At 40.6% G+C, this 21800-nt stretch carries 18 protein-coding genes; 15 read left to right on the plus strand and 3 right to left on the minus strand.

Going from position 1 to position 21800, the window contains the following annotated elements; all coding sequences use genetic code 11:
- The first annotated feature begins 44 nt into the window (after nt 1-44).
- The 6 genes from I7804_RS06965 (at nt 45) to I7804_RS06985 (ending at nt 4622) form a co-directional block, all read left to right on the plus strand.
- Complete coding sequence (locus I7804_RS06965) at nt 45-1034, plus strand: hypothetical protein (protein WP_248405644.1); 990 nt, start codon at nt 45-47, stop codon at nt 1032-1034.
- 228 nt (nt 1035-1262) lie between these two features.
- Nucleotides 1263-1460 carry a hypothetical protein gene (locus I7804_RS06970; protein ID WP_022759570.1) on the plus strand — a complete coding sequence of 66 codons (198 nt, stop codon included), beginning with the start codon at nt 1263-1265 and terminating at the stop codon, nt 1458-1460.
- Entirely contained in the window at nt 1453-2034 is a 582-nt protein-coding gene (locus I7804_RS06975; RefSeq protein ID WP_022759569.1) for a zeta toxin family protein, read from the plus strand. Before I7804_RS06970 ends, I7804_RS06975 begins: the two co-directional genes overlap by 8 nt.
- A 288-nt stretch (nt 2035-2322) precedes the next feature.
- Nucleotides 2323-3129 (plus strand): ATP-binding cassette domain-containing protein, encoded by an 807-nt coding sequence (locus I7804_RS19105; RefSeq protein ID WP_331477867.1) that lies wholly within the window; start codon nt 2323-2325, stop codon nt 3127-3129.
- Between the two features lie 20 nt (nt 3130-3149).
- Nucleotides 3150-3854, plus strand: a complete 705-nt coding sequence (locus tag I7804_RS19110; RefSeq protein WP_331477868.1) for an ATP-binding cassette domain-containing protein — start codon at nt 3150-3152, stop codon at nt 3852-3854.
- Between the two features lie 3 nt (nt 3855-3857).
- Entirely contained in the window at nt 3858-4622 is a 765-nt protein-coding gene (locus tag I7804_RS06985) for a hypothetical protein (protein ID WP_248405646.1), read from the plus strand.
- 273 nt (nt 4623-4895) lie between these two features.
- On the opposite strand, the gene I7804_RS06990 is transcribed toward I7804_RS06985, so the two are convergent.
- Together I7804_RS06990 and I7804_RS06995 are read right to left on the minus strand one after the other, a co-directional pair.
- Nucleotides 4896-5498 (minus strand): TatD family nuclease-associated radical SAM protein, encoded by a 603-nt coding sequence (locus I7804_RS06990; RefSeq protein WP_248405648.1) that lies wholly within the window; start codon nt 5496-5498, stop codon nt 4896-4898.
- Nucleotides 5491-6012 carry a TIGR04002 family protein gene (locus I7804_RS06995; RefSeq protein WP_248405650.1) on the minus strand — a complete coding sequence of 174 codons (522 nt, stop codon included), beginning with the start codon at nt 6010-6012 and terminating at the stop codon, nt 5491-5493. Before I7804_RS06995 ends, I7804_RS06990 begins: the two co-directional genes overlap by 8 nt.
- A 517-nt stretch (nt 6013-6529) precedes the next feature.
- Between I7804_RS06995 and I7804_RS07000 the strand changes: the two genes are divergently transcribed.
- The 5 genes from I7804_RS07000 to I7804_RS07020 all read left to right on the plus strand — a co-directional run bounded on the left by I7804_RS07000 (nt 6530) and on the right by I7804_RS07020 (nt 13177).
- A complete protein-coding gene (locus I7804_RS07000; RefSeq protein ID WP_248405651.1) occupies nt 6530-8158 on the plus strand; it encodes an IS1182 family transposase in 1629 nt (542 codons plus the stop codon).
- Nucleotides 8159-8405: 247 nt separating this feature from the next.
- Nucleotides 8406-9839, plus strand: coding sequence for a Type 1 glutamine amidotransferase-like domain-containing protein (locus I7804_RS07005; RefSeq protein WP_248405656.1), 1434 nt, complete (start codon nt 8406-8408; stop codon nt 9837-9839).
- 441 nt (nt 9840-10280) lie between these two features.
- Complete coding sequence (locus tag I7804_RS07010; RefSeq protein ID WP_248405658.1) at nt 10281-10910, plus strand: alpha/beta hydrolase-fold protein; 630 nt, start codon at nt 10281-10283, stop codon at nt 10908-10910.
- Between the two features lie 276 nt (nt 10911-11186).
- Nucleotides 11187-12482, plus strand: coding sequence for a helix-turn-helix domain-containing protein (locus I7804_RS07015; RefSeq protein WP_248405659.1), 1296 nt, complete (start codon nt 11187-11189; stop codon nt 12480-12482).
- Nucleotides 12483-12721: 239 nt separating this feature from the next.
- Complete coding sequence (locus I7804_RS07020; RefSeq protein WP_248405662.1) at nt 12722-13177, plus strand: low molecular weight protein-tyrosine-phosphatase; 456 nt, start codon at nt 12722-12724, stop codon at nt 13175-13177.
- 62 nt (nt 13178-13239) lie between these two features.
- On the opposite strand, the gene I7804_RS07025 is transcribed toward I7804_RS07020, so the two are convergent.
- Nucleotides 13240-15237, minus strand: a complete 1998-nt coding sequence (locus tag I7804_RS07025; RefSeq protein ID WP_248405664.1) for a 2-isopropylmalate synthase — start codon at nt 15235-15237, stop codon at nt 13240-13242.
- A 500-nt stretch (nt 15238-15737) separates the two neighbouring features.
- Between I7804_RS07025 and I7804_RS07030 the strand changes: the two genes are divergently transcribed.
- From I7804_RS07030 to htpG, 4 genes are all read left to right on the plus strand, one after another.
- Nucleotides 15738-17138, plus strand: coding sequence for an NAD(P)/FAD-dependent oxidoreductase (locus I7804_RS07030; protein WP_027206547.1), 1401 nt, complete (start codon nt 15738-15740; stop codon nt 17136-17138).
- A 14-nt stretch (nt 17139-17152) separates the two neighbouring features.
- The gene (locus I7804_RS07035) at nt 17153-18349 is read left to right on the plus strand and encodes a peptidylprolyl isomerase (RefSeq protein WP_248405666.1); all 1197 of its coding nucleotides are present in this window, start codon (nt 17153-17155) and stop codon (nt 18347-18349) included.
- Nucleotides 18240-19271, plus strand: coding sequence for an acyltransferase family protein (locus I7804_RS07040; RefSeq protein ID WP_248405668.1), 1032 nt, complete (start codon nt 18240-18242; stop codon nt 19269-19271). The genes I7804_RS07035 and I7804_RS07040 overlap by 110 nt, the downstream gene beginning before the upstream one ends.
- A gap of 372 nt (nt 19272-19643) precedes the next feature.
- Nucleotides 19644-21782, plus strand: coding sequence for a molecular chaperone HtpG (htpG, locus tag I7804_RS07045; RefSeq protein WP_248405669.1), 2139 nt, complete (start codon nt 19644-19646; stop codon nt 21780-21782).
- Nucleotides 21783-21800 lie beyond the last annotated feature (18 nt).

Genomic DNA, 21800 nt, shown 5'->3' on the forward strand with positions numbered 1-21800 from the left:
TGGTGCGGCTTTGAATGACAGATTAGCTGCAGAAAGGAACACTTATGTCAGATACAATTACAAACGGAAGCTATTATTACACCCAAAGTGCATTTGTACAGAGTATCCACTATTATTCGAATCAGACTTTTGGAAAAGATAACTTTCAAAGCGCTGTCATTGATAAAAATGATGGCACACTGGAACTAAAGGAAGCAGTTATTGATGATAAGTCTGCCCAAAAAGGATATACAAGAGTCGTAACTGCTAATGTCTGGAACTCTGAATTTGGTGCATCACAGCTGGATGATGGAAGAACAGCATATTCTTATCAAGGGATAATGCACCAGTTCCAGACCATAACCTATCAGAGTTCAAGAGATATAGATGCATCTGAACTTGTTGATACAAAGACTACTGAAGCTGAAAGTGAGGAATATCTTGGCGAACTGCTAGTGACTCCGCTTCACGGAATTGGATCAATTCCGGTAGGAGAGAATAACAACTATGTCATGACCGCTTCTGAGGTCATAAAGCCAGGATCTGAAGATAAGATAGTTCGGGTTCATGTGCATGATCAGGTTATTGATGTAAATGTAGATGAGGTTGACCCGAAGAATGCTACTGTTATCGAAATGTTTGCATTTTGTCAGTATGCTGATGCACACGGAACCGGAACCTCAGACAAGTTTGGAAGCTTCCATTCCATGAAATCGGTTGTTGATCCGTTTGGGCAAAATATTTATGCCTCTATTGATGAGGCAGTCACCAAGAAACAAGACTGGCATAATGCTATATCTTCGTCAAAAATCGCATTTACAAAAGTTATGACAAATGAGACTATTGATGCATCAGTTGTTTTAAAAATGCTTGAAGATACTCGGAATCTTTTCATTTCCCAACAAAGAGATAAGGACTTATGGGAGCTTACCGATGAAGAATGGGAGAAACTACTTGACAGTACCGACAAAGAAATAGAAGCAGCAAAAGAGTTTGCAGATGACAAAGTAGAGGAATTGGTTAAAGAGCGTGAGTCCGATCTAAACGGATTATAGGAAAAAATAATAGTAATGGTAAAACGTTCAGAGCGAAAGGGCTGCATTAGCAGTCCTTTCGGCGCTTGAAGGGGGATGGGCATAATCATCGAATGGTGTAAAGGGTAGTGTTTTATTACGCAAAAATAAGCTCCGCTAAGAATGCGTACTCGCGCGAAAAGAATATTTGTAGTATTATGTTGGTAAGAGCGGTCGCTTTTTACTACATAGTAAGCTGAGGAGTTGCTTATGCAGGAAATAAATGAGAAAAATGAGCTAGATTATACCTGTGGAATTTCAGATGATGAACTAACTGAAAGATTTAAGGAATCCATACGTATAGACGAAGAGATAAGAAAAATTAAAGGACTTCCTACGTCAGGTTATGATGCCGAATCAAAGCGTGCATATATACTTTACCCTGACGGGAGGAAAGAGTATGTCTGATAAAGAGAAGAGTTTAAAGCCGGAGGTAATTGTTTTTGCTGGACCTAATGGCAGTGGAAAATCAACTATTACAAAGATGGCAAAGACAGTTGGTGTGTACATTAATGCGGATGATATTAAAAAGTCCAGCTTATGTAGCGACCTGGAAGCAGCTCAAAAGGCAGAGGAACTCCGAGAACAGGCTATAAGGGAAAGAAGAGATTTTACATTCGAAACTGTTCTTTCTACAGATAGAAATCTTAATCTCTTGAGACGTGCTAGAGAGAATGGTTACTTTATTAGATGCATTTATGTTCTAACTGCATCTCCAGATATTAATGTAGCTCGTGTAAAGATTAGAGAGGTTTCAGGTGGCCATGGTGTGCCTGAGGAAAAGGTCAGATCTAGGTATTATAAGGCATTATCTTTAGTTCCACAGTTGGTTGATGTATGTGATATATTGCATGTGTATGACAATACAGACAGCCCATTTAGGATTTTTAAAAAGCGAAAAGATGTTTATTTTCGATGGGAAAACGATTATTGGAATAACGAGAACATTGCAAAGTTAACAGGGATACATGATTATAAATAAATGATTGCATCCATTTGTCATTGATGTTATCATCATTTTGAAAATATAAAGAAAGAGCGTCTAACGTACAGGTGATGAAATGAGCATTAGATAATTTAGCTTGAGTGAACACGATCAGTAATGAAAATGCTGCTTATGGCAGCTGTTTTGTGTACGCTTAAACTGGATTATCATGCATTCGTGGCCTGTTTTTTTATACTAATAGTAGGTCTATTTGTGTGAGTCTATTTTGCGTATGCAAAGTAGGCTTATTTTTGTGCAGCATTTAGTCTAAGGAGGGATGCCTGAATGTTACAGATTAAAGACCTGACTATCACACACAAGAAGGATCTACGGATTATTCTTGATAAATTCAACATGGTTTTAAATGATGGGGATAAGGCTGTTATTATCGGGGAAGAAGGTAATGGCAAGTCAACGCTTATGAAGTGGATATATAATCCGCTGATGGCTGAAGAATATACAGAATGCGATGGGGAGCTGATAACTTCCGGAGAGGTTCTGGGATACCTTCCTCAGGAACTTCCTGATGTTGACAAAGATAAAACGGTGTATGAATACTTTTCGGAAGCCAAACTATTTTTTGACAAAGATCCAAAAGAATTATCAGAACTTGCTAAGGAATTCGGGGTTTCTACAGATTTTTATTATAGTGATCAGAAAATGGGAAGTCTGTCAGGCGGCGAGAAAGTTAAGGCTCAGCTATTAAGACTTCTGATGGATAAGCCTACGGTCCTTCTACTGGACGAGCCTTCAAACGACATCGACATAAGTACGCTGGAACTGCTGGAAAGGCTTATAAAGGGTTGGAAACACATAGTTTTGTTCATATCTCATGATGAGACTCTTATTGAGAACACCGCCAATGTGGTGATCCATATTGAGCAGATCATGAGGAAAACAAAGAGTAGATATACTATTGTCAGAGACAATTACAAAAATTATATACAAAAAGAGCTGAGAACTTCCAGCGTCAGGAACAGCTGGCTATTAATGACAAGAAAGAGAAAAAGCGCCGCGATGAAAAGTATGCAAGAGTATATAACAGCGTTGAGCATGCTCTTTCTAATGTTTCCAGGCAGGCGCCGGCAGTAGGCAAGAATCTCAAAGACAAGATGCATACGGTAAAAGCTATGGGCAAGCGTTTTGCCAAGGAAGATGAGAATATGACCAAGATGCCTGAAAAGGAAGAAGCTATATTTTTTAAACTGGGCAAGGAAGATGCCGTGATGCCTGCCGGTAAGACCGTTATAGAGTATAGTCTCGATGAGTTGAGAACGCCTGATGATTCTAAGGTTCTGGCCAAAGACATCTTTTTACGGGTAAGAGGACCCGAGAAGATATGCATAGTCGGAACTAACGGCGCAGGTAAGACTACTCTTCTTAAAAAGGTGGCTAAAGAGCTTCTTGCAAGGAGCGATATTAAAGCTCAGTACATGCCGCAAAACTATGAGGAACTTCTGGATCTTGATGTGACTCCTGTTGAATTTCTTGATGATACAGGAGATAAGGCAGTAAGGACCCGCATCAGGACTTATCTTGGATCGCTAAAATATACAGCTGATGAGATGGATCATCCAATAAGAGAGTTATCCGGTGGTCAGAAGGCTAAGGTGCTTCTTCTTAAAATGAGTCTGTCTGATGCCAATGTGCTTATTCTGGATGAGCCTACGAGAAACTTCTCGCCCCTGTCAGGACCTGTTATCAGGAAGATGATAGCTTCTTTTCCAGGAGCGGTGATAAGTATATCACATGACAGAAAATATATAGAAGAAGTATGTACCAGAACATATAGATTGACAGAGAAAGGACTTGAATGATATATGAACTATTTCGTTGAAGGATTGCAGGGAAGTGGTAAGAGTACTCTGGTAGGGAAACTATCAGATAAATATAAGGATCATGAAGCCGTTCGCGAAGGCGATTATTCGCCGGTTGAGCTTGCATGGTGTGCCTATGTGAGCATGGATCAGTACGACAGTATTTTAGAAAAATATAGTGAGATAAAGCCTTTAATAGAGGCTAAGAGCGTCTCGGAAGATGGACATATGATCATCTGCTATACGCAGATCATTACTGATGTTCCGGGATTCCACAGGGATCTTGAGCAGCATGAGATCTATAATGGGCGAAGGGATTTTGACGAGTTTAAGGATATTGTACTTGGCAGATATCGCAGGTGGAATACGGATAAGATGATCTTTGAATGCTCTCTTTTCCAGAATACAGTTGAAGATATGATCCTGTACAGGTGCTTGTCAGATGAAGAGATAATTGATTTCTATAGAGAAGTTTGTAAGGCTCTTGAGGGTAAGAACATGCATATCTATTACTTAAAAACGGAAAATATTCCTGAAAGTATAGATATTATAAGAAAAGAACGAGCTGATGATGATGGTAATGAGATGTGGTATCCGCTTATGATCAGGTATTTTGATGAATCGCCTTATGCAAAGAAGTATGGTGTATCCGGGAATGAAGGACTGCTTGCGCATTTAGAGCACAGGCAGGAGTTAGAGCTTAGGATGTGTCAGGAACTGTTTGGGGATAAATGCACGATTCTAAAATCCAAGGAATATGATATTTAATACTGATTTTTACTGGTTCGGGAAAAGAGCTTAAACTTCAGGGCAATGTACTAAAGCGAAAAGATTGTATGCTGGATAATTTGTAGAAAATATGTTTCTATACAGATTTGACAGATTTAGCAGAAATGACAGATTTTACAGAATTGACAGATTTGACAGAAAAAAGCTATGCTGTAGAGATTGCTCGTCAAAGAAGAGTGTAAAGTGTTCAGAGAAAATGACCTGTCGCACTAATTGCTTAGTTCGACAGCCCATTTTATATAGAATTGATGTTTAGTTATTGCTGTATTTCCTTATTCTAAGCGGTATATTGTGCTCATTTGATAAAGCAATGCACCTGTCCTTTTCTTCTTCCGGAAGTACATCTACTATAGACCATCTGACATCCCCTATAACCTCTCTGCATCTTTTGGTGAACTCAACCATATTTTCAAAACCGTTTGTGAGAATAGGCCTTGTGACATCCTCGTATTCTTTTTTGGAAGGAGCATTGAGACTTACAGATACGCTGTCGATCACTTTAGAAAGCTCAGGGACTATGTCACGGCCATTCTCAGCTGAACCCTGTCCATTAGTGTTGAGTCTTATCTTAAGGCCTTTTTCTTTCTTGGCATAGTCAGCGGCATCAAGGAGAATATCAAGCTGGCAGGTTGGCTCGCCGTAGCCGCAGAAGACCAGTTCTTTATATCCTGTAAAATCAAAGCTTTTGATCGCATCAATAACTTCTTCCTTTGACGGATTAATCTGATGCCACAATGTATCTGCATCGCCAACTCCATCTTTTACAAATCTTATACAAAAGGTACAGCGGCAGTTGCACTTGTTGGTAATATTGGCATATACGCTGTCTTTGTAGGTGTAGATTATATCAGCCATTGGTTACCTCCACTTTTGATTTGAAGCTGATCTTGTCAAGAGCCTGTCCAAGGAGAATGAAGAAGAACATGCTTCCTCCTGATTGTACCAGACCTCCTGTAAGCCCTGAAAGAAGCGCTGTTTTAATCCCGAACATTACCGCTTCAGCTATAAAGTAACCAGTATGAGAGATTAAATATGCTATTATCGGAGCAATATAATTTCTTTTATTTAGTATAGTTGATCCTTTGTTTGTAAAAGGAAGGACTAAAAGTGCCTTGATGATGATGGTAGCGATCGCCCATGCCGGTGCAGTCAGAAGATCTGCAAGTCCTCCGCCTATTGCTCCGGCAGCCATTGCATAGGGAGCTGGCAGTATTGCTGCCGCAAGATATATAAGTCCATCACCAAAGTGGACATAGCCTCCATGGGCCCCCACCGGGATATGTCCGATATAGGCTGTGAAAATAGTGATAAGTGCTGCGAATATTCCTGTTAGTGTAATGTTGTAGATTCTGCTGTCTGTTTTTTTCATCGCTTCTTTACTCCTTTAACGCTTTGCTATGACAAATAATATACTCTGAACTTTGGCATTGTTGAAATGTTCAGTTTTGGATATTTTATTAATACCAGATTTTAAGATGCGCAAGATGCGCTTTACAGAGCTTCATGTTTACTATTACAATAGTTTTTATTGTAGAGAAATATCGGTTAAGGAGAATCTGGTTTAATGAAAAATCCAGATACTTCTGACAGGAATAGACCATGCGGCAGATATGGTATCGCTTGCAGCAGAACTTGCCAGGAAGGCTGGCGATACAACGCCCTGGCCTAATATCGATGACCACTATTTTGAAATAGCTTCGAAGGAGCTGGGGATTCCCGAGTATAGCTCTTTTTAAAAGGTATTTTTACTGATATTATTGATAATAAAGAATGGATAAGAAGGGGCTGTCGCACTAAGTGCGAGGCCCCTTTTTGTATGCGAAAATACTGTGTTTAACACAAAAATCGGGCTTCGAAAAGCCCGATTTTTGCTGTAAAATATGTTTATGCGACTAAACAAAATCTTACAAGGAGATTATACAGTATCTTCCTTGTATCATCAAATCAAACTTCCGCTCGACATAGAAATATCTATTCCCTCTGATGATCCGGTGCGCCTGGTTAGTGCATTTGTGGAGGAGATGAATCTTTCTGATCTTTATGAGACTTATGACAGAATCAGAAAGAATCAGGCCTCACCGCGTCAGATGCTTAAGATTGTGATCTATGCTGCAATGAACAGAATCTATTCAAGTCGTGATATTGAGTCTGCCTGCAAGAGAGACATTAATTTCATGTACCTTCTAGACGGAGCACCTGCTCCTGATCATTCCACCATAGCAAGATTTATATCAATTCATCTCTCACAATGCGCTAAGCAGATCATGGCGCAGGTCGGAACCATACTGCTCGAACTTGGTGAGATTTCAGGTGAGAATATCTTTATTGACGGAACCAAGATAGAGTCAGTTGCTAACAAATACACCTTTGTATGGAAGAAAGCTGTATCCAGGAACATGATAAAGCTGACTAAAAGGATATGTATTTTCTGCGCTGAATGTGAAGAGCTCTATGGGATAAAAGTAGTCTATAAAGATCAGATATCATTACGCACCATTAAGCGTTTAAGGAAAAAACTGTATAAACTCAAAGATGATGAAGGCATCCAGTTCGTACATGGTATTGGAAAAAGAAAGACTCCACTCCAGCGTTCAATAGAAACCCTTGAAGAATACATAGAAAAACTCAAAGAGTACAACCACAAGCTTTATGTATGCGGAACCAGAAACAGTTATTCAAAGACTGATACAGATGCAACATTCATGAGGATGAAAGAAGATGCCATGCTCAACGGTCAGCTTAAACCAGCATATAACCTGCAGCATGGAGTGGACTCAGAGTATGTCACATGGCTGGATGTATTCCCAGCTCCAACAGATACCATTACACTGATTCCGTTCCTTAAAGACATGGAGGTTCATCTTACATTCAAGTATAAGAATATCGTTGCTGATGCAGGCTATGAAAGCGAAGAGAATTATATTTTTATCGAATCCAATGAACAGACTGCATACATCAAGCCTCAGAACTATGAGCTTTCAAAAACAAGGAAGTTCAGAAATGACATAAGCAGACGTGAAAACATGGACTATGATCCCGAATCAGACAGCTACATATGTAGAAATGGAAAACAGCTCACTGCAGTATCCAAGAGAACCCAAAAAACAGCAACGGGATATCAGCGTGAAGTAACTATATATGAGTGCGAAAGCTGCAACAACTGTCCATACAAGAAAGACTGTATTAAAGGCAATAACTGCAAGACCGCGTTTGAAGAGAGAAACAAGAAGCTTTCAGTTTCAAGAAAAATGGAAGAAAAGCGGGCAGAATGTCTTGAACGAATAACCAGCGATTACGGAACTCAGCTGAGAATGAACCGTAGTATTCAAGCGGAAGGATCCTTCGCAAACGTGAAAGAAGACATGAACTTCAGAAGATATCTATATCGCGGAAAAGAAAATGTTCTTGCACAGAGCATACTTCTGGCAATCGGTTATGACATAAATAAGCTGCATCATAAGATTGTATCTGATCGAACCGGAACGCATCTGTTTGAATTGAAAAAAGCCTCATAATTTTTGACACTTCAAAACGAAAAAGGCAATAATGCGCCGATTATCACATCGGCTTGTTAAAGTACTCAATTTTTCACAATAACAATGAAGACCATTTCTCAAATCCACAATTTATGGTAAGAAAAAGGGGCCTCGCTTAGATGATTTAATCATCTAAAGCGACAACCCCTTCAACTTTATAAGGTTGGGTAAAAGTATAGTAAAAGAATAATGAGTTTGTAGGAATGTAATTGCCGTGGAGGGAATCATGAGAAAAGAATTATTGGCCTTATTTAGCGGCTTTCCGGATCATCACTTTTCAGAAGAAATAACGAAGCGGTTACGGGAAGAGCTGAAGCAGAGAAAAAGCATAGTTTTTATTACAGCGTGTCCGAATGACTATGCTCAGAATGATGATGACTGCGATGGCATGCATGAAATGTTTGTACAGCAGGGGCTTTCATTTGAAGATCACTGTGTAATAGATAATCGAACCTCCCCTTCTGATGCAAAGAAACTGGTGGAGAATGCAGATTGTATTTTCCTTATGGGCGGCGGTGCATGTGAGGAGCAGCTTGATCTTATCCGTAGGAAGAATTGCTACGAGGCACTACTTGACTCTCATGCGGCAATCTTCGGAGTAAGTGCAGGCTCCATGAACATGGCCATAAATACCGTGAATTTTTCAGAATCGATGGAACCTTTCCGTGGACTTGGTTTTACTAATATTACTGTAAGCTGTCACCATGATCCGAAGGATACATGGCGATATGAACAGACACTTCGCATGTCTGAGGACCGCGTGGTTTATGCAATGGAAGACATGAGTGCTTTTTTTATAAAAGAAGGGCGGATAAAAACTGTCGGAACGATCTGGCGCGTTGAAAACAGAGAACTTCGCACAGCTACGGACGAAGATATCAAAGAGCTGGAGCAGGATGAGTTTAGAAGAGTATTTGACACTATCCCGGATCAGTTTGATAAGTTTCGGCCTGAGTATAGTGAGGAACTGTTTGATTTTCTTAATGCCGTAGCAAATATCGGCCCTGGCAAACGCGTACTTGAGATCGGACCTGGAACCGGTCAGGCGACAGAGCCTGTGCTTCGCACAGGATGTGAATATCATGCGATTGAACTAGGAGTACATCTGTATCGTAAGATGAAGGAAAAGTTCGGAAAGCTGCCAAACTTTAATATTGTGAACGATGACTTTATCACCCATGATTTTGGCGATATGAAGTTTGATATGATATATTCGGCGGCTACCATTCAGTGGATTCCGGAGGAGACCGCGTTTACCAAAACCTTTGAACTGTTAAAACCCGGTGGAACGCTTGCAATGATGCTTACTTCCGCTGAGTACAGATCGGCCAATGAAACTCTGTATGATAAGATTCAGGGATTATATGACAGGTACTATAAGCCGGACATTCCATACAAACATGGAGCATTCCATTACACTGCGGCTCCGGAGTACGGATTCACCGAAGTCGAAAAGCATGAGTTCAAAGGTCAAAGAGTGTTCAGCGCAGACGAGTATGTGGCTTTTTCGGGAACGCATTGTGATCATATTGTGATTCCGGAACCAATCCGTACAGAGTTTTTTGAAGCTCTCAGAAGTGCGGTAAAGGAAGCCGGAGACAGGATAGTATTTAACGATACTTATGTGCTCTATATTACGAAGAAGGGTACCGAACAATAATGAGTCGGTTGGGTTCACTTTGCATGATAGAAACAAAAAGGCTTGTGATCTTATCTGTGAGGACGGGGTTGTCGCACTAGACCATGATTATTACTGCTATTTTGTATCCGTAAGATTGGTGAGAATGTCAATATAGCGAAGAGTAAGAAATGAAGGATGGATAGAATCTGGTAAAATATATCCAATCTCCATGTAGTCATCAACTGCAAGAGGTAAGGCAATAATGTTAGGACCATTTAATTTGATTAGCCTTTTCTTAGGACGTCTGAATCTATCCTAAGAGTAGGCTTTTTGATCATATGAATAAGGAACAGCTGTATAACTTTATTTAGTATAATACAGGAAATGAGAACAATATCTGTCAGATATATTTCTGTAGGTATGACCGGAACTATTAAACCATGTTTTTTTGACTGGGTGCAGTTTATAGAAGGGAAAGTTATGAAAACATACGAATTTGGAAATGCAGGTTCCAACATTGTCCTGATCCAGCCTGTTGACGATCATGACCTTGAAGGAATCGAAAATGAATTTGAGGCAATCTCTGGTAGCTGCGGTATGAGCGTGCGCCTGACTGCTGTCAGGATAAATAATTGGAACAATGATCTATCCCCCTGGGAGGCACCTGCTGTATTTGGTAAAGATAACTTTGGCGGTGATGCATCAAAGACTCTTAGTGAATTGGTCAAGCTATGTGATGACAAGGGCAAAAGATATTTCATTGGCGGTTATTCTCTGGCAGGTCTGTTTGCCTTATGGGCTGCTTATCAGACGGATATTTTTGAAGGCGTTGCAGCTGCGTCCCCTTCCATGTGGTTCCCGGGTTTTGATGATTATATGAAAAAGAATGAGATTAAAACGGATACAGTTTACCTTAGCCTCGGAGATAAGGAGGATAAGGCACGTAATCCTGTTATGGCGACTGTAGGTAACAGGATACGCGAAGCTCAGAGTCTGTTAAAAGAAAGAGGCGTGAACTGTATTCTTGAATGGAATGAGGGCAATCATTTCAAAGATGCTGACATTAGGACTGCAAAGGCTTTTGCCTGGGTCCTGAACACAAAAATCTAAATAATGATACCGCGGTTATCTGCTATACGTGGATGATCGCGGGTATTTTATGATATAGGAAATTTCTCCGAAATTCCTATATCATAAAAAGAGCTCCGCTATGGATGCGCACTCGCGCGATAGGCAAATGTTGCATAAATGCAACCGCGCTCGGCGCGAGCATGTTGCGAGCAACATGCTTTTTTATAAATAGCAAAAACGGAAATACTATTCCGGCGATATAAGATTAAGATTGATGTGTAGCTACGAAATATCACAGAAAGGAGGGAACTGCGAATGGTCAGGGAGATGATCCAGAAAACATTGGATTATGTAGATAGCAACGTGAAGGAAGACATTACTGCGGAAGAACTGGCTGAAGTTGCGGGATATTCTGTTTTTCATTTTTACAGATTGTTCCAATCAGCTGTTGGGATGCCGGTTATGCAGTACGTTCTAAGGAGAAAGCTCCTGTATGCTATATATGAGATCGGCTTGGAACGAAAGAAAAACGAAGTGGTTTATGAGTATGGTTTCGAAACATATTCGGGTTTCTACAGAGCTTTTATCCGCGAGATCGGATATACCCCGGCGCAGTACCTCCGGGAATATAAGGCAAAAAAGCCTTATAGGATTAATGTTTTTCAGGAGGAACACATCATGGTAAGTAACAAGTTAATATCTGAGGTGCTTTTAAATTGGGAACTTCAGGATGAGAAAGTATCTGATATCGTCTTTCCGGAGACCGGGGAGATTAGCGACTGCGCAAAGTATGTCGGAAGCAATATGGTGATCAAGTATACGGCAAATCTTGGCTCAGTAAAGAAGGCAATAGAGATTTCAAGGGCACTTAACAGTGTTGGACTTACTGCTCCGTCGGTTATTCCGACTATTGATGGTAAAGAATATGTTACAGTCGGAGAAATGTTCTTCTCACTTACCCAAAAAGTAGAAGGCGAGAGAGTTGTGGCAAGCGGACTTTATCTTGATGATTATAAAGATAAAGCACGTTTTATCGGGGAAATAGTAGGGCAGTTGGATCTTGCGCTTGCCAAGATAGACACGATTGCGGATGAAGCGGACTTAGGAAAGAGTGTCAGGGAATGGGCGGTCCCGGCCTTGAAGGGTAAAATCGATATGAATCCGGAAGCTATGGAGAAATATGCAGCACTGTTTAATGATCTTTATAATGAGCTGCCGCGCCAGGTGATTCATAGGGATCCAAATCCGAGCAATATTATCCTGTCGAAGGACAAGTGGGGATTTATTGATTTTGAACTAAGCGAGGAAAACGCCCGGATATTTGATCCATGTTATGTGGCAACAGCCATACTTTCAGAGACTTTTGAAGAAGGAAACGAAGATAAGTTACTTACCTGGGTAGAAGTCATGAAGGAAATTATGTACGGATATGACAGTGTTGTAAAATTGTCGGATACTGAAAAGAAGGCTATTCCGTATATGATATTGGCAAATCAATTTGTTTCCACAGCTTTCTTTGCAGGAAAAGATAAATACGAGGAACTGTACAGGACTAACAAGGCAATGACTGAATGGATTGGCACAAATATGGACAAATTGAGTATATCTTAAGTAGAAGTTAAAGAAATACGCAGATATATTGAGAAAAAACAGTTTGAGAGCCAAAAAACTTAAAGTGGCTCCGAAGTAGAAAAAACACAATTCGGAGCCACTTAAGCGGAGACGATATTCGTAGTTATTCCAAATTCTGTGTTATAATCTCTCTAGCACCGTGATATATGCACCTGCCACAAATTCCGTAACGGTGCGCATAACTTCGAATAACCAGGAATAAAAAGGAGTCAAAACCTATGATAAATATTCTTTTTGTTTGCCACGGCAATATCTGCCGTTCACCAATGGGCGAATACCTTCTTCGCGATATCGCATCAAGAAAAGGCTGGACTGAAGCTGATCTTCACATAGAATCAGCAGCGACCAGTACAGAAGAGATAGGCAATCATGTCTATCCGCCAGTTAAGAAAATGTTAGAAGAGCATGGCATTAATTGCAGCAAGAAGAGAGCCAGAAGACTCAAACATGATGAATACTGGGACTGGGACTACATTATTGCATTTGATAATGAGAATGTAAGAGAGATAGCAAGAATATGCGGCCCTGATATAGGACATAAGGTTCACCTTTTAAAGAGCTATACAGGCGATAGCGGTGAGATCGCAGATCCTTGGTATACCAGAGATTTCCAGACCTGCTATGATGAGACATATGCTGGCTGTGAGGAACTTCTAAAGATATTGGTTAGATAAATACTAGAATATAACGCTTATCATGCCTCATACAGCCAGTGGCAGTACGAGGCATGATTGATTTAGTTTCTTGCACTTGTACGATACTGTACAGGTGTCATTCCGTATTTTTTCTTAAAGAGTCTGTTGAAGTGTTCCACGTTCTGGTAGCCGGATGCTTCTGCGACTCGTTCAACTTTCATATTTCCGTTCTTTAGAAGTGTAGAAGCTTTCTTAAGTCTTACCTGCTTTAAGTTCTCACCAAAAGTCTTGCCGCTCTTTTCCTTGATGTATTTGGAAAGATATGGCTTTGAGAGATAGAACTTGTGGGAGAGATCGTCAAGTGTAACTGTAAGGAAGTTCTCCTGTATATAGTTGATGATGGCGTTGATACGCTCGTCCTTGTTACTAAGGAGCTCTTTGATCTGTTCGAGCTGGTTTACAGCTACACACAAAGCGTTGATGGAAGAGCGGATGATATCTTCATCATTGCCTACGCCCCAGTAGGTCTGGTTGTCCTTGGTTATGCCAACATAAGCGATAGCCTTGGAAGATGAACCCTTGGAAAGCGCGTGTTCTTCATAGGTGGACAGTTCATATGATATATCAAAATACTGCTTGAGTCCGTTACTTACAGCGTCAAGACGACCGTTACCGGAAGCTTCGATGACGTGCTCTTTGCCTCCGTGGAGGATGGTGAGCTCTGCAAGGATGCCTTCGCCCTGCTTGAAGTGGCATTCCAGAATCTGGAATACGCCTGCGCCTCTGACATACTTAGCTTCGAATTCATCTCTGATACGCTCAGGTGTGAGCTCTGCATGCTCTCTGTCTGAGATGCCCTTCATGGTGTAGCTGACATCAGGCTGCATCTCTTTCGGAATAGTAAGTCCGTATCTGGTCTTTAATATGAAGCTTACGCCGCCTTTACCGGACTGGGAGTTGATCCTGATAACATCGCCTTCGTACTTTCTTCCAAGATCCTTGGGATCGATAGGAAGATAAGGTACAGTCCAGAATCCGTCGTCCTTGCCTTCCATGTGCCATGTGAAGCCCTTGGAGATAGCATCCTGATGTGAACCTGAGAATGCAGTGAATACAAGAGCTCCTGCATAGGGAGTACGTTCGTGGATATGCATTCCTGTAAGCCTTTCGTACGCTTCGCCGACTTCATGAATGTTGGAGAAGTCAAGTTCAGGATCGATGCCATGTGAGAACATATTTACAGCAAGAGTGACTATATCGACATTGCCTGTACGCTCGCCGTTACCAAAGAGAGTTCCTTCGATACGGTCTGCGCCTGCGAGCATTCCAAGCTCGGCATCACTTACGCCGCTTCCTCTGTCATTGTGAGGGTGAAGTGATAATGTTACGCTGTCACGGTATTTGAGGTTCTTGTGTATATACTCCACCTGAGTTGCGAATACATGAGGCATTGCGATCTCAACTGTAGTTGGGATATTGATGATGACTTTGTGATCCGGAGTCGGCTTCCATATATCAAGAACTGCATTACATACATCAACAGCGTAGTCAACTTCAGTTCCCGGGAAGGATTCAGGTGAATATTCAAAAGAAAAGTTGCCATCGGTTTCTTTGGTGAGCTTATCAAGAAGCTTGGCACCTTCTACGGCGATCTTCATGATCTCATCTTTGTCCTTATGGAAAACCTGTTCGCGCTGGGCAACAGAAGTAGAGTTGTAGAGATGAATGATGGCTCTTGGTGCTCCCTTTACAGCTTCAAAAGTCTTCTTGATGATATGTTCTCTTGCTTGTGTGAGAACCTGAATAGTAACATCATCAGGGATCATATTCTTCTCGATAAGAGTTCTTGCGAATTCAAACTCAGTGTCCGATGCAGCCGGGAATCCGATCTCTATCTCTTTAAAACCAAGCTTTACGAGCATAGTAAAGAACTCAAGCTTCTCTTCAAGGCTCATAGGCTCGATGAGTGCCTGGTTGCCATCTCGCAGATCCACACTGCACCAGATTGGAGGATGATCTATATAGTCCTTTTTGACCCAATCGTAGGTGCATGTCGGTGGCATGAAATACTGTCTCTGGTACTTCTGATAATTCTTCATAATTGTACTGCTCCTCCATAATCCGGTTATATCTAAAAAACTTGAATTTACAATGTTTAAGGTCTTATTTCTTGATCTTATTTATACATACATCGGAACAACATATTATTTTTATAATAGCTTAGTTGATAAAACTTATCTTAGCACAATAATTTAATTATAATAGTGATAAATTTAATCACTTTGGTTGATAAAAATTAATGTATTTCTTTTCTTTGTATGATTTACTAAAACTTTGATGATGCTGCACCGTCCAATTGGGAAGGTTGAGTAATTTCGTGCAAATTTTATCTCAAAATAAGTGAAAACTCCTTTGACATGAGCAGGCAGTTACTGTACTATATTTGCTTGGCCCTTAAGCTATAAACGTCCCCATAGAGACTGATTTGTGGTATTATAGAAGTGCTTATTAACGGCATTTGGGCAATGTTTTAGATATGCTGATATGGGCTTAATGGGGGAAGCCTTAATATCATTATTTGGCAGAGGAGATTTTTATTATGGACAAAAATTATGACGTTATCATTGTCGGAGCAGGCCCGGGAGGCATTTTCTGTGCCTATGAGCTTAAAGAGAAAAAGCCTGACATGAAGATTCTATTAATAGAGAAAGGACGCAGCATTGAAAAGCGCCAGTGTCCTAAGCGTGTTACAGGAGTATGCGCTCATTGCCAGCCTTGCTCTATCACAACAGGTTTTGCAGGAGCAGGAGCATTTTCGGATGGTAAGCTCTCACTTTCACCTGACGTTGGTGGTAACCTTCCTGAGATTCTGGGCTATGATGAAGCTACCAAGCTTATCAAAGAGTCTGACGAGATATATCTTAAATTTGGTGCAGACAAGAGCGTATATGGCGTAGACAAGGCCAAAGAGATCCGCGAGATCAGAAGAAAAGCTATCAATGCTAACCTTAAGCTTGTTGAGTGTCCTATTCGTCACCTTGGTACAGAAGAGGGCTACAAGATCTATGGCCTTTTGCAAAAGCATCTTGAAGAAGCAGGAGTTGATCTTCTCTTCAATAGCCCGGTAGCTTCTCTTGGTATTGAAAATGGCAGAGTTACAAGCGTTACTACAGAAAAGGGTGAAACCTTTAATTCAGACAGAGTAGTTATAGCAGTTGGACGTGACGGCGCTGACTGGTTCAAGGACCTGTGTCATGAAGTTGGAATTGAGACAAAGCCGGGAACAGTAGATGTAGGTGTACGAGTTGAGGTTCGTGATGAAGTAATGCAGTTTCTTAATGAGAACCTTTACGAAGCTAAGCTTATATATCACACTCCTACATTTGATGATAAGGTTCGTACATTCTGTACCAATCCTTCAGGAGAGGTTGCTACAGAATACTATGATGACAATCTTGCTGTAGTTAACGGACATGCATATAAGGCCAAGGAGTACAAGACCAATAATACTAACTTTGCGCTTCTTGTATCCAAGAACTTTACAAAGCCTTTCAATACACCTATTGAATATGGTAAGCAGATCGCACAGCTTTCTAATATGCTCTGTGGTGGCAAAATACTTGTTCAGACTTATGGAGATTTTAAGCGAGGAAGACGTACAACAGACGAGCGTCTGTGCAGGAACAACCTTATTCCTACACTCAAGGATGCGGTTCCCGGCGATCTGTCACTTGTATTCCCTCACAGAATCATGGTAGACCTCGATGAGATGATCCAGGCACTTGATAAGGTAACTCCCGGAATTGCATCCGAAGAGACTCTTATGTACGGCGTTGAAGTTAAGTTCTATTCCAACAAGGTAATCGTTGACAAGAATTTCGAGACCAGCATCAAGGGACTTCATGCAATTGGTGACGGAGCAGGTGTTACAAGAGGACTTCAGCAGGCCAGTGCCAACGGTATAAGCGTTGCTAGAAGTATCCTTGCAGCAAAAGAATAATGAGAATTTAACATATGAATTCGTGGCAGAATATTTTATCTAATACTAAAAGAATAAAAATATATGCGATAACTATACTGGCATGCCTTGTTCTTTCAGGGTGTGCCAACCCTTTTGAGGGTGGCAAAGACAGTATCAGTGTAGTTCTGACTACAGGCTTTTCCAAGGATGAGGTATTCCGTATAGAGGATATATCCTGCAGCCTTGCAGAAGTGGAAGTATACCTTGTGAATATGCAGAATTCCTACCAGAGTACTCTGGGGGATGGTATATGGGAGACTGACTCTTCACTTTCTGAGAACCTTAAGTCTTCATGCCTTGCCCGCCTTGCTCAGATCAAGACTATGGTACTTCTGGCTCAGCACAACGGGATCATGCTTGATGAGTCTGAGCAGAAAGCTGCGCTAAATGCTGCAAATGAATACTATGAATCTTTGTCAGAAGCTGATATCAAGGCAATGGACAATGTTACAAAAGATACTATACAAAATCTTTATGAAGAACAGGCCCTTGCAGGTAAGTTATATAAATATACGATAAGAGATATAAATCCTGAAGTAAGCGATGACGAGGCCAGAACGCTGACTGTCCAGCAGATCCTATTAAAAACTTATACAGTAGATGATAGCGGCAATCGCATCGCGATGTCTGACAGCGAGAAAAAAACTGTCTATGCAAAGATGGAAGAAATCGTCAAAGCACTTGATGAAGGTGCATCCTTCGAAAGCATGGTAGAAACCTATAATGAAGCTGATGAAGGAACCGTTTCTTTTGGTAAAGGCGAAGTTGATGAAAGTCTTGAGACGGCAGCTTTTAATCTGTCAACGGATCAGATTTCGGATATAATAGAAACAGAAGATGGTTATATGCTTATAAAGTGTGTTACTACCTTCGATAAGGAAGAGACAGAGCTTAATAAGATCCGAATAGCAGAAGAGCGAAGAAGCGAAGCCTTTGCTACAGAATATGATGAATTTGCCAAGGGACTTACCAAAGAGATCAACTCCTCCTTGTGGGATAGTATCACTTTATGCGATGATCCGGAAGTTACGACTAAGAACTTTTTGATATATACAATAAGTATTTTGAGGATTAGGCGACATGGACAAAAGAGAGAACTGGATAGACAGCATAAAAGTTCTGGCATGTACTCTTATCCTTGTGGGGCATCTCTTCCAGGGACTTCAGCGCACGGGGATACTTGTGCGTAATGGAAAGTTTGCCTTTTTTCTCTGGTTTATATATCTGTTTCATGTACAGCTGTTTTTCCTGTGCAGTGGTTATCTGCATGAGAAAAAAGACAAGGCAGGGAGCCTTAGAGACTGGCTGCACTACATAGGATATAAGCTTGTGGCGCTTGGTATCCCATACTTTTCTTTCTCACTTATTACCTGGCTTTTAAAAAGCCGATTTATAGATCTTGTTAATATAAGAACAGGGCATCTGATAGCTTTTTTGTTTACATCGCCTGCTTTGGCTCAGTATTGGTATCTGTACACCCTGTTCTTTTTATTTCTCTTTATCCCAAATATCAAGAACAATAAGATACTTATACCTCTTGCTGTCGGATTCTTTGGCTTGTACCTGATATCAGGAAGACTTGTATTTAGTTTTGCTTTATATTCTATGGCACAGTACGGCTTTTGGTTCGTCCTTGGTATGCTGATGTGTAATCTTGGCTTTGGAGATCTGAAAAAATCTGCAAGCCTTATTTTTGCATCACTGGTTCTTATTATCATCTTTACAGGCACGTCCTGTGCATTATATTCATATGGATACAGAGCGACATTCACAATCTTTACGATCATCCTTGGAACGCTTGCCTGCCTGGGACTTTCAATGCTTTTTAGATATATAGAGGCGTGCGGCTTTTATAGCAGATTTGTAACCCTGATCGCAAAGTATTCCTTCCCAATATATTTATTACATACGATATATGCAGCCAGCGTCAGGACACTGCTTATATTTACAGGTGTCAAGTCAGTATGGATACACCTGCTCCTTGGATTTACAGCAGGAACTGCAGGCTCTATACTTACCGCTTTCATATTTGAAAAGATGGTATACCCCGAGTTTATCTTCTATCCCTGGAAAGTCATAAAAAGAGTGATCAAATTCAGTGGAAATAACTAAATCATCTCACCTTGACGAAGCAATATCTCCAAAACGTTTGCAGTGTCAGACAGTTTATAAAAGTTTAAGAACTCCCCAAATCCCCATAAATACAGCAATCAATGCCTTTTGTTAGCACTCACGCTATCTGAGTGCTAATTTTTTATTGACTTTTAGTCATACGAGAATTAATATTACAAAGTAAACTAAATAAAAGTGCAAAGCATTCCGCATCTTAGCGGAACGCTGCTAAAAATAACTCAAACTTCGCATATACATAACTCTGACTTTCGGATTTGCTGGCGCTGTCAACACCAGCAAATCCGAAAGGATGACTATGTATCTTGTGAGAAGTTTGAGCCTATCAATTTTTTGTTTCAGGAGGCACCAGGAATGGCACAGAGAAAGGGTAATTTAAGTATTAATTCGGAGAACATGTTCCCGATCATCAAGAAATGGCTGTATTCAGACCATGATATCTTCTATCGTGAAGTAATCTCCAATGCTTGTGACGCTATCACAAAGGTCAGAAAGATGGATGCTATGGGAGATTATGAACTCCCTGAAGGCTTCAAACCCAGAGTAGATGTTGTTCTTAATGACAAGGATAAGACAGTTACAATTACCGATAACGGAATCGGTATGACAGCTGATGAAGTCGAAGAGTATATCAACCAGGTTGCATTCTCAGGAGCTACAGCATTCCTTGAGAAGTACAAGGACAAGGCTTCTGATGATCAGATCATCGGTCACTTCGGACTTGGTTTTTATTCTACATTTATGGTATCTGAGAGAGTAGATATTGATACTCTTTCCTATAAAGAAGGAAGCACAGCAGTTCACTGGACATGTGACGGTTCATCTGAATTCGAGATGACTGACAGTGATAAGACTAGTGTAGGAACTACTATCACACTTCACCTTTCTGAGGACTGCCTTGAGTTCTGTAATGAATATAAGGCAAGAGAAGTTATTCAGAAGTATTGTTCATTCATGCCTTACGAAATCTACCTTTCCAAGGCAGAAGAAGACAGAACAGAGATTGTTAAAGAATCAGAGAAGCTTGACAGTGATGTTGTAATAGAAGAGGTCAAGGAAGAGACTAAGCCTTCTGATGACAAGAAGGAAGAAAACAAGGAGCCTGAAGAGAAGAAGTTCAAGATCCGTCGTCGTCCACAGCTTCTTAATGATATACATCCTCTTTGGACCAAGACTCCTAATGACTGTACTAAGGATGAGTATCTTGAATTCTACAGAAAGACATTCAACGATTACAAGGAGCCTCTGTTCTGGATCCACCTGAATATGGATTATCCATTTAACTTAAAGGGTATCCTTTACTTTCCTAAGATTAACATGGAGTTCGAGTCCATTGAAGGCGTTATCAAGCTTTATAACAACCAGGTATTCATCGCTGATAATATCAAGGAAGTAATCCCGGATTATCTGATGCTTCTTAAGGGTGTTATCGATTGTCCTGATCTTCCTCTTAACGTATCAAGATCAGCACTTCAGAATGACGGATTTGTTAAGAAGATCTCTGATTATATCAGTAAGAAGGTTGCTGATAAGCTTTCAGGCCTTTGCAAGACTGATAAAGAGAACTACGACAAGTATTGGGATGATATAGCTCCTTTCATCAAATATGGCTATCTCAAGGATGAGAAGTTTGCAGAGAAGATCAATGATTATATCCTCTTAAAGGATCTTGATGGCAAGTATTCTACACTTCCTGAAGCACTTCAGATCAATAAGGAAGCAGAAGAAGAGGCTGCCAAAGAGGGCGCTGTAGATGAAAATGGTAACAAGGTTGATGTTGACGTAGTTGATGAAACTGCTGAAAACAAGGCAGATGATGCTTCCAAGGATAAGGAAGAAGAGAAAAAAGAGGAAAAAGAGGGAAAAGAGCCTCGCACCATCTATTACGTAACAGATGAACAGCAGCAGAGCCAGTACATCAATATGTTCAAGGCTCACAAGATGACTGCTTTCATTCTTAATTCCAACATTGATACACCTTTCATGCAGTCAATAGAGCAGAAGAATCAGAACATCAAGTTCCAGAGAATCGATGCTGATCTTACTGATACATTTACAGCTAAGACATCCAAGAAGGCAGAGAAGGAATTTGAAGAGGCTGCTACTAAGCTTCAGGACAAGATGCGTAAGGCTGTTGATAACAACACTCTTACAGTCAAGATCCAGAAGATCAAGGACAAGAAAGTATCAGCGATCCTTACAGTATCTGAAGAGAGTCGTCGTATGCAGGATATGATGAAGATGTACGCTCTTAACGGAATGGGTTCTATGCCTGATATGTCCAAGGAAGGTCAGACACTTGTTCTTAATGCTAATCATGCACTTGTTAAGTATGTAATGGAGCATGAAGATGATAAGAACAATAAGATGATCTGCGAACAGCTCTATGACCTTGCCAGAATCCAGAATGCTCCGCTTAGTGGTGATGACATGACAAAGTTCATAAACCGTTCCAACGACATTATGGTACTTCTTACTGAAGAGAAAAATTAATATTAAAAGTATAAAATG

The sequence above is a fragment of the Butyrivibrio fibrisolvens genome (assembly GCF_023206215.1).
Lineage (GTDB): Bacteria > Bacillota > Clostridia > Lachnospirales > Lachnospiraceae > Butyrivibrio > Butyrivibrio fibrisolvens_C.

What these genes read in the sequence shown, in the direction of transcription:
- I7804_RS06975 (WP_022759569.1), top strand. Translation starts at nt 1,453, where the DNA reads ATGTCTGATAAAGAGAAGAGTTTAAAGCCGGAGGTAATTGTTTTTGCT.
- I7804_RS07040 (WP_248405668.1), top strand. Translation starts at nt 18,240, where the DNA reads ATGGACAAAAGAGAGAACTGGATAGACAGCATAAAAGTTCTGGCATGT.
- htpG (WP_248405669.1), top strand. Translation starts at nt 19,644, where the DNA reads ATGGCACAGAGAAAGGGTAATTTAAGTATTAATTCGGAGAACATGTTC.
- I7804_RS07010 (WP_248405658.1), top strand. Translation starts at nt 10,281, where the DNA reads ATGAAAACATACGAATTTGGAAATGCAGGTTCCAACATTGTCCTGATC.
- I7804_RS07020 (WP_248405662.1), top strand. Translation starts at nt 12,722, where the DNA reads ATGATAAATATTCTTTTTGTTTGCCACGGCAATATCTGCCGTTCACCA.
- I7804_RS07005 (WP_248405656.1), top strand. Translation starts at nt 8,406, where the DNA reads ATGAGAAAAGAATTATTGGCCTTATTTAGCGGCTTTCCGGATCATCAC.
- I7804_RS19105 (WP_331477867.1), top strand. Translation starts at nt 2,323, where the DNA reads ATGTTACAGATTAAAGACCTGACTATCACACACAAGAAGGATCTACGG.
- I7804_RS06970 (WP_022759570.1), top strand. Translation starts at nt 1,263, where the DNA reads ATGCAGGAAATAAATGAGAAAAATGAGCTAGATTATACCTGTGGAATT.
- I7804_RS06995 (WP_248405650.1), bottom strand. Translation starts at nt 6,012, where the DNA reads ATGAAAAAAACAGACAGCAGAATCTACAACATTACACTAACAGGAATA.
- I7804_RS07035 (WP_248405666.1), top strand. Translation starts at nt 17,153, where the DNA reads ATGAATTCGTGGCAGAATATTTTATCTAATACTAAAAGAATAAAAATA.
- I7804_RS07030 (WP_027206547.1), top strand. Translation starts at nt 15,738, where the DNA reads ATGGACAAAAATTATGACGTTATCATTGTCGGAGCAGGCCCGGGAGGC.
- I7804_RS07015 (WP_248405659.1), top strand. Translation starts at nt 11,187, where the DNA reads ATGGTCAGGGAGATGATCCAGAAAACATTGGATTATGTAGATAGCAAC.
- I7804_RS06990 (WP_248405648.1), bottom strand. Translation starts at nt 5,498, where the DNA reads ATGGCTGATATAATCTACACCTACAAAGACAGCGTATATGCCAATATT.
- I7804_RS07025 (WP_248405664.1), bottom strand. Translation starts at nt 15,237, where the DNA reads ATGAAGAATTATCAGAAGTACCAGAGACAGTATTTCATGCCACCGACA.
- I7804_RS19110 (WP_331477868.1), top strand. Translation starts at nt 3,150, where the DNA reads ATGCATACGGTAAAAGCTATGGGCAAGCGTTTTGCCAAGGAAGATGAG.
- I7804_RS07000 (WP_248405651.1), top strand. Translation starts at nt 6,530, where the DNA reads ATGCGACTAAACAAAATCTTACAAGGAGATTATACAGTATCTTCCTTG.
- I7804_RS06965 (WP_248405644.1), top strand. Translation starts at nt 45, where the DNA reads ATGTCAGATACAATTACAAACGGAAGCTATTATTACACCCAAAGTGCA.
- I7804_RS06985 (WP_248405646.1), top strand. Translation starts at nt 3,858, where the DNA reads ATGAACTATTTCGTTGAAGGATTGCAGGGAAGTGGTAAGAGTACTCTG.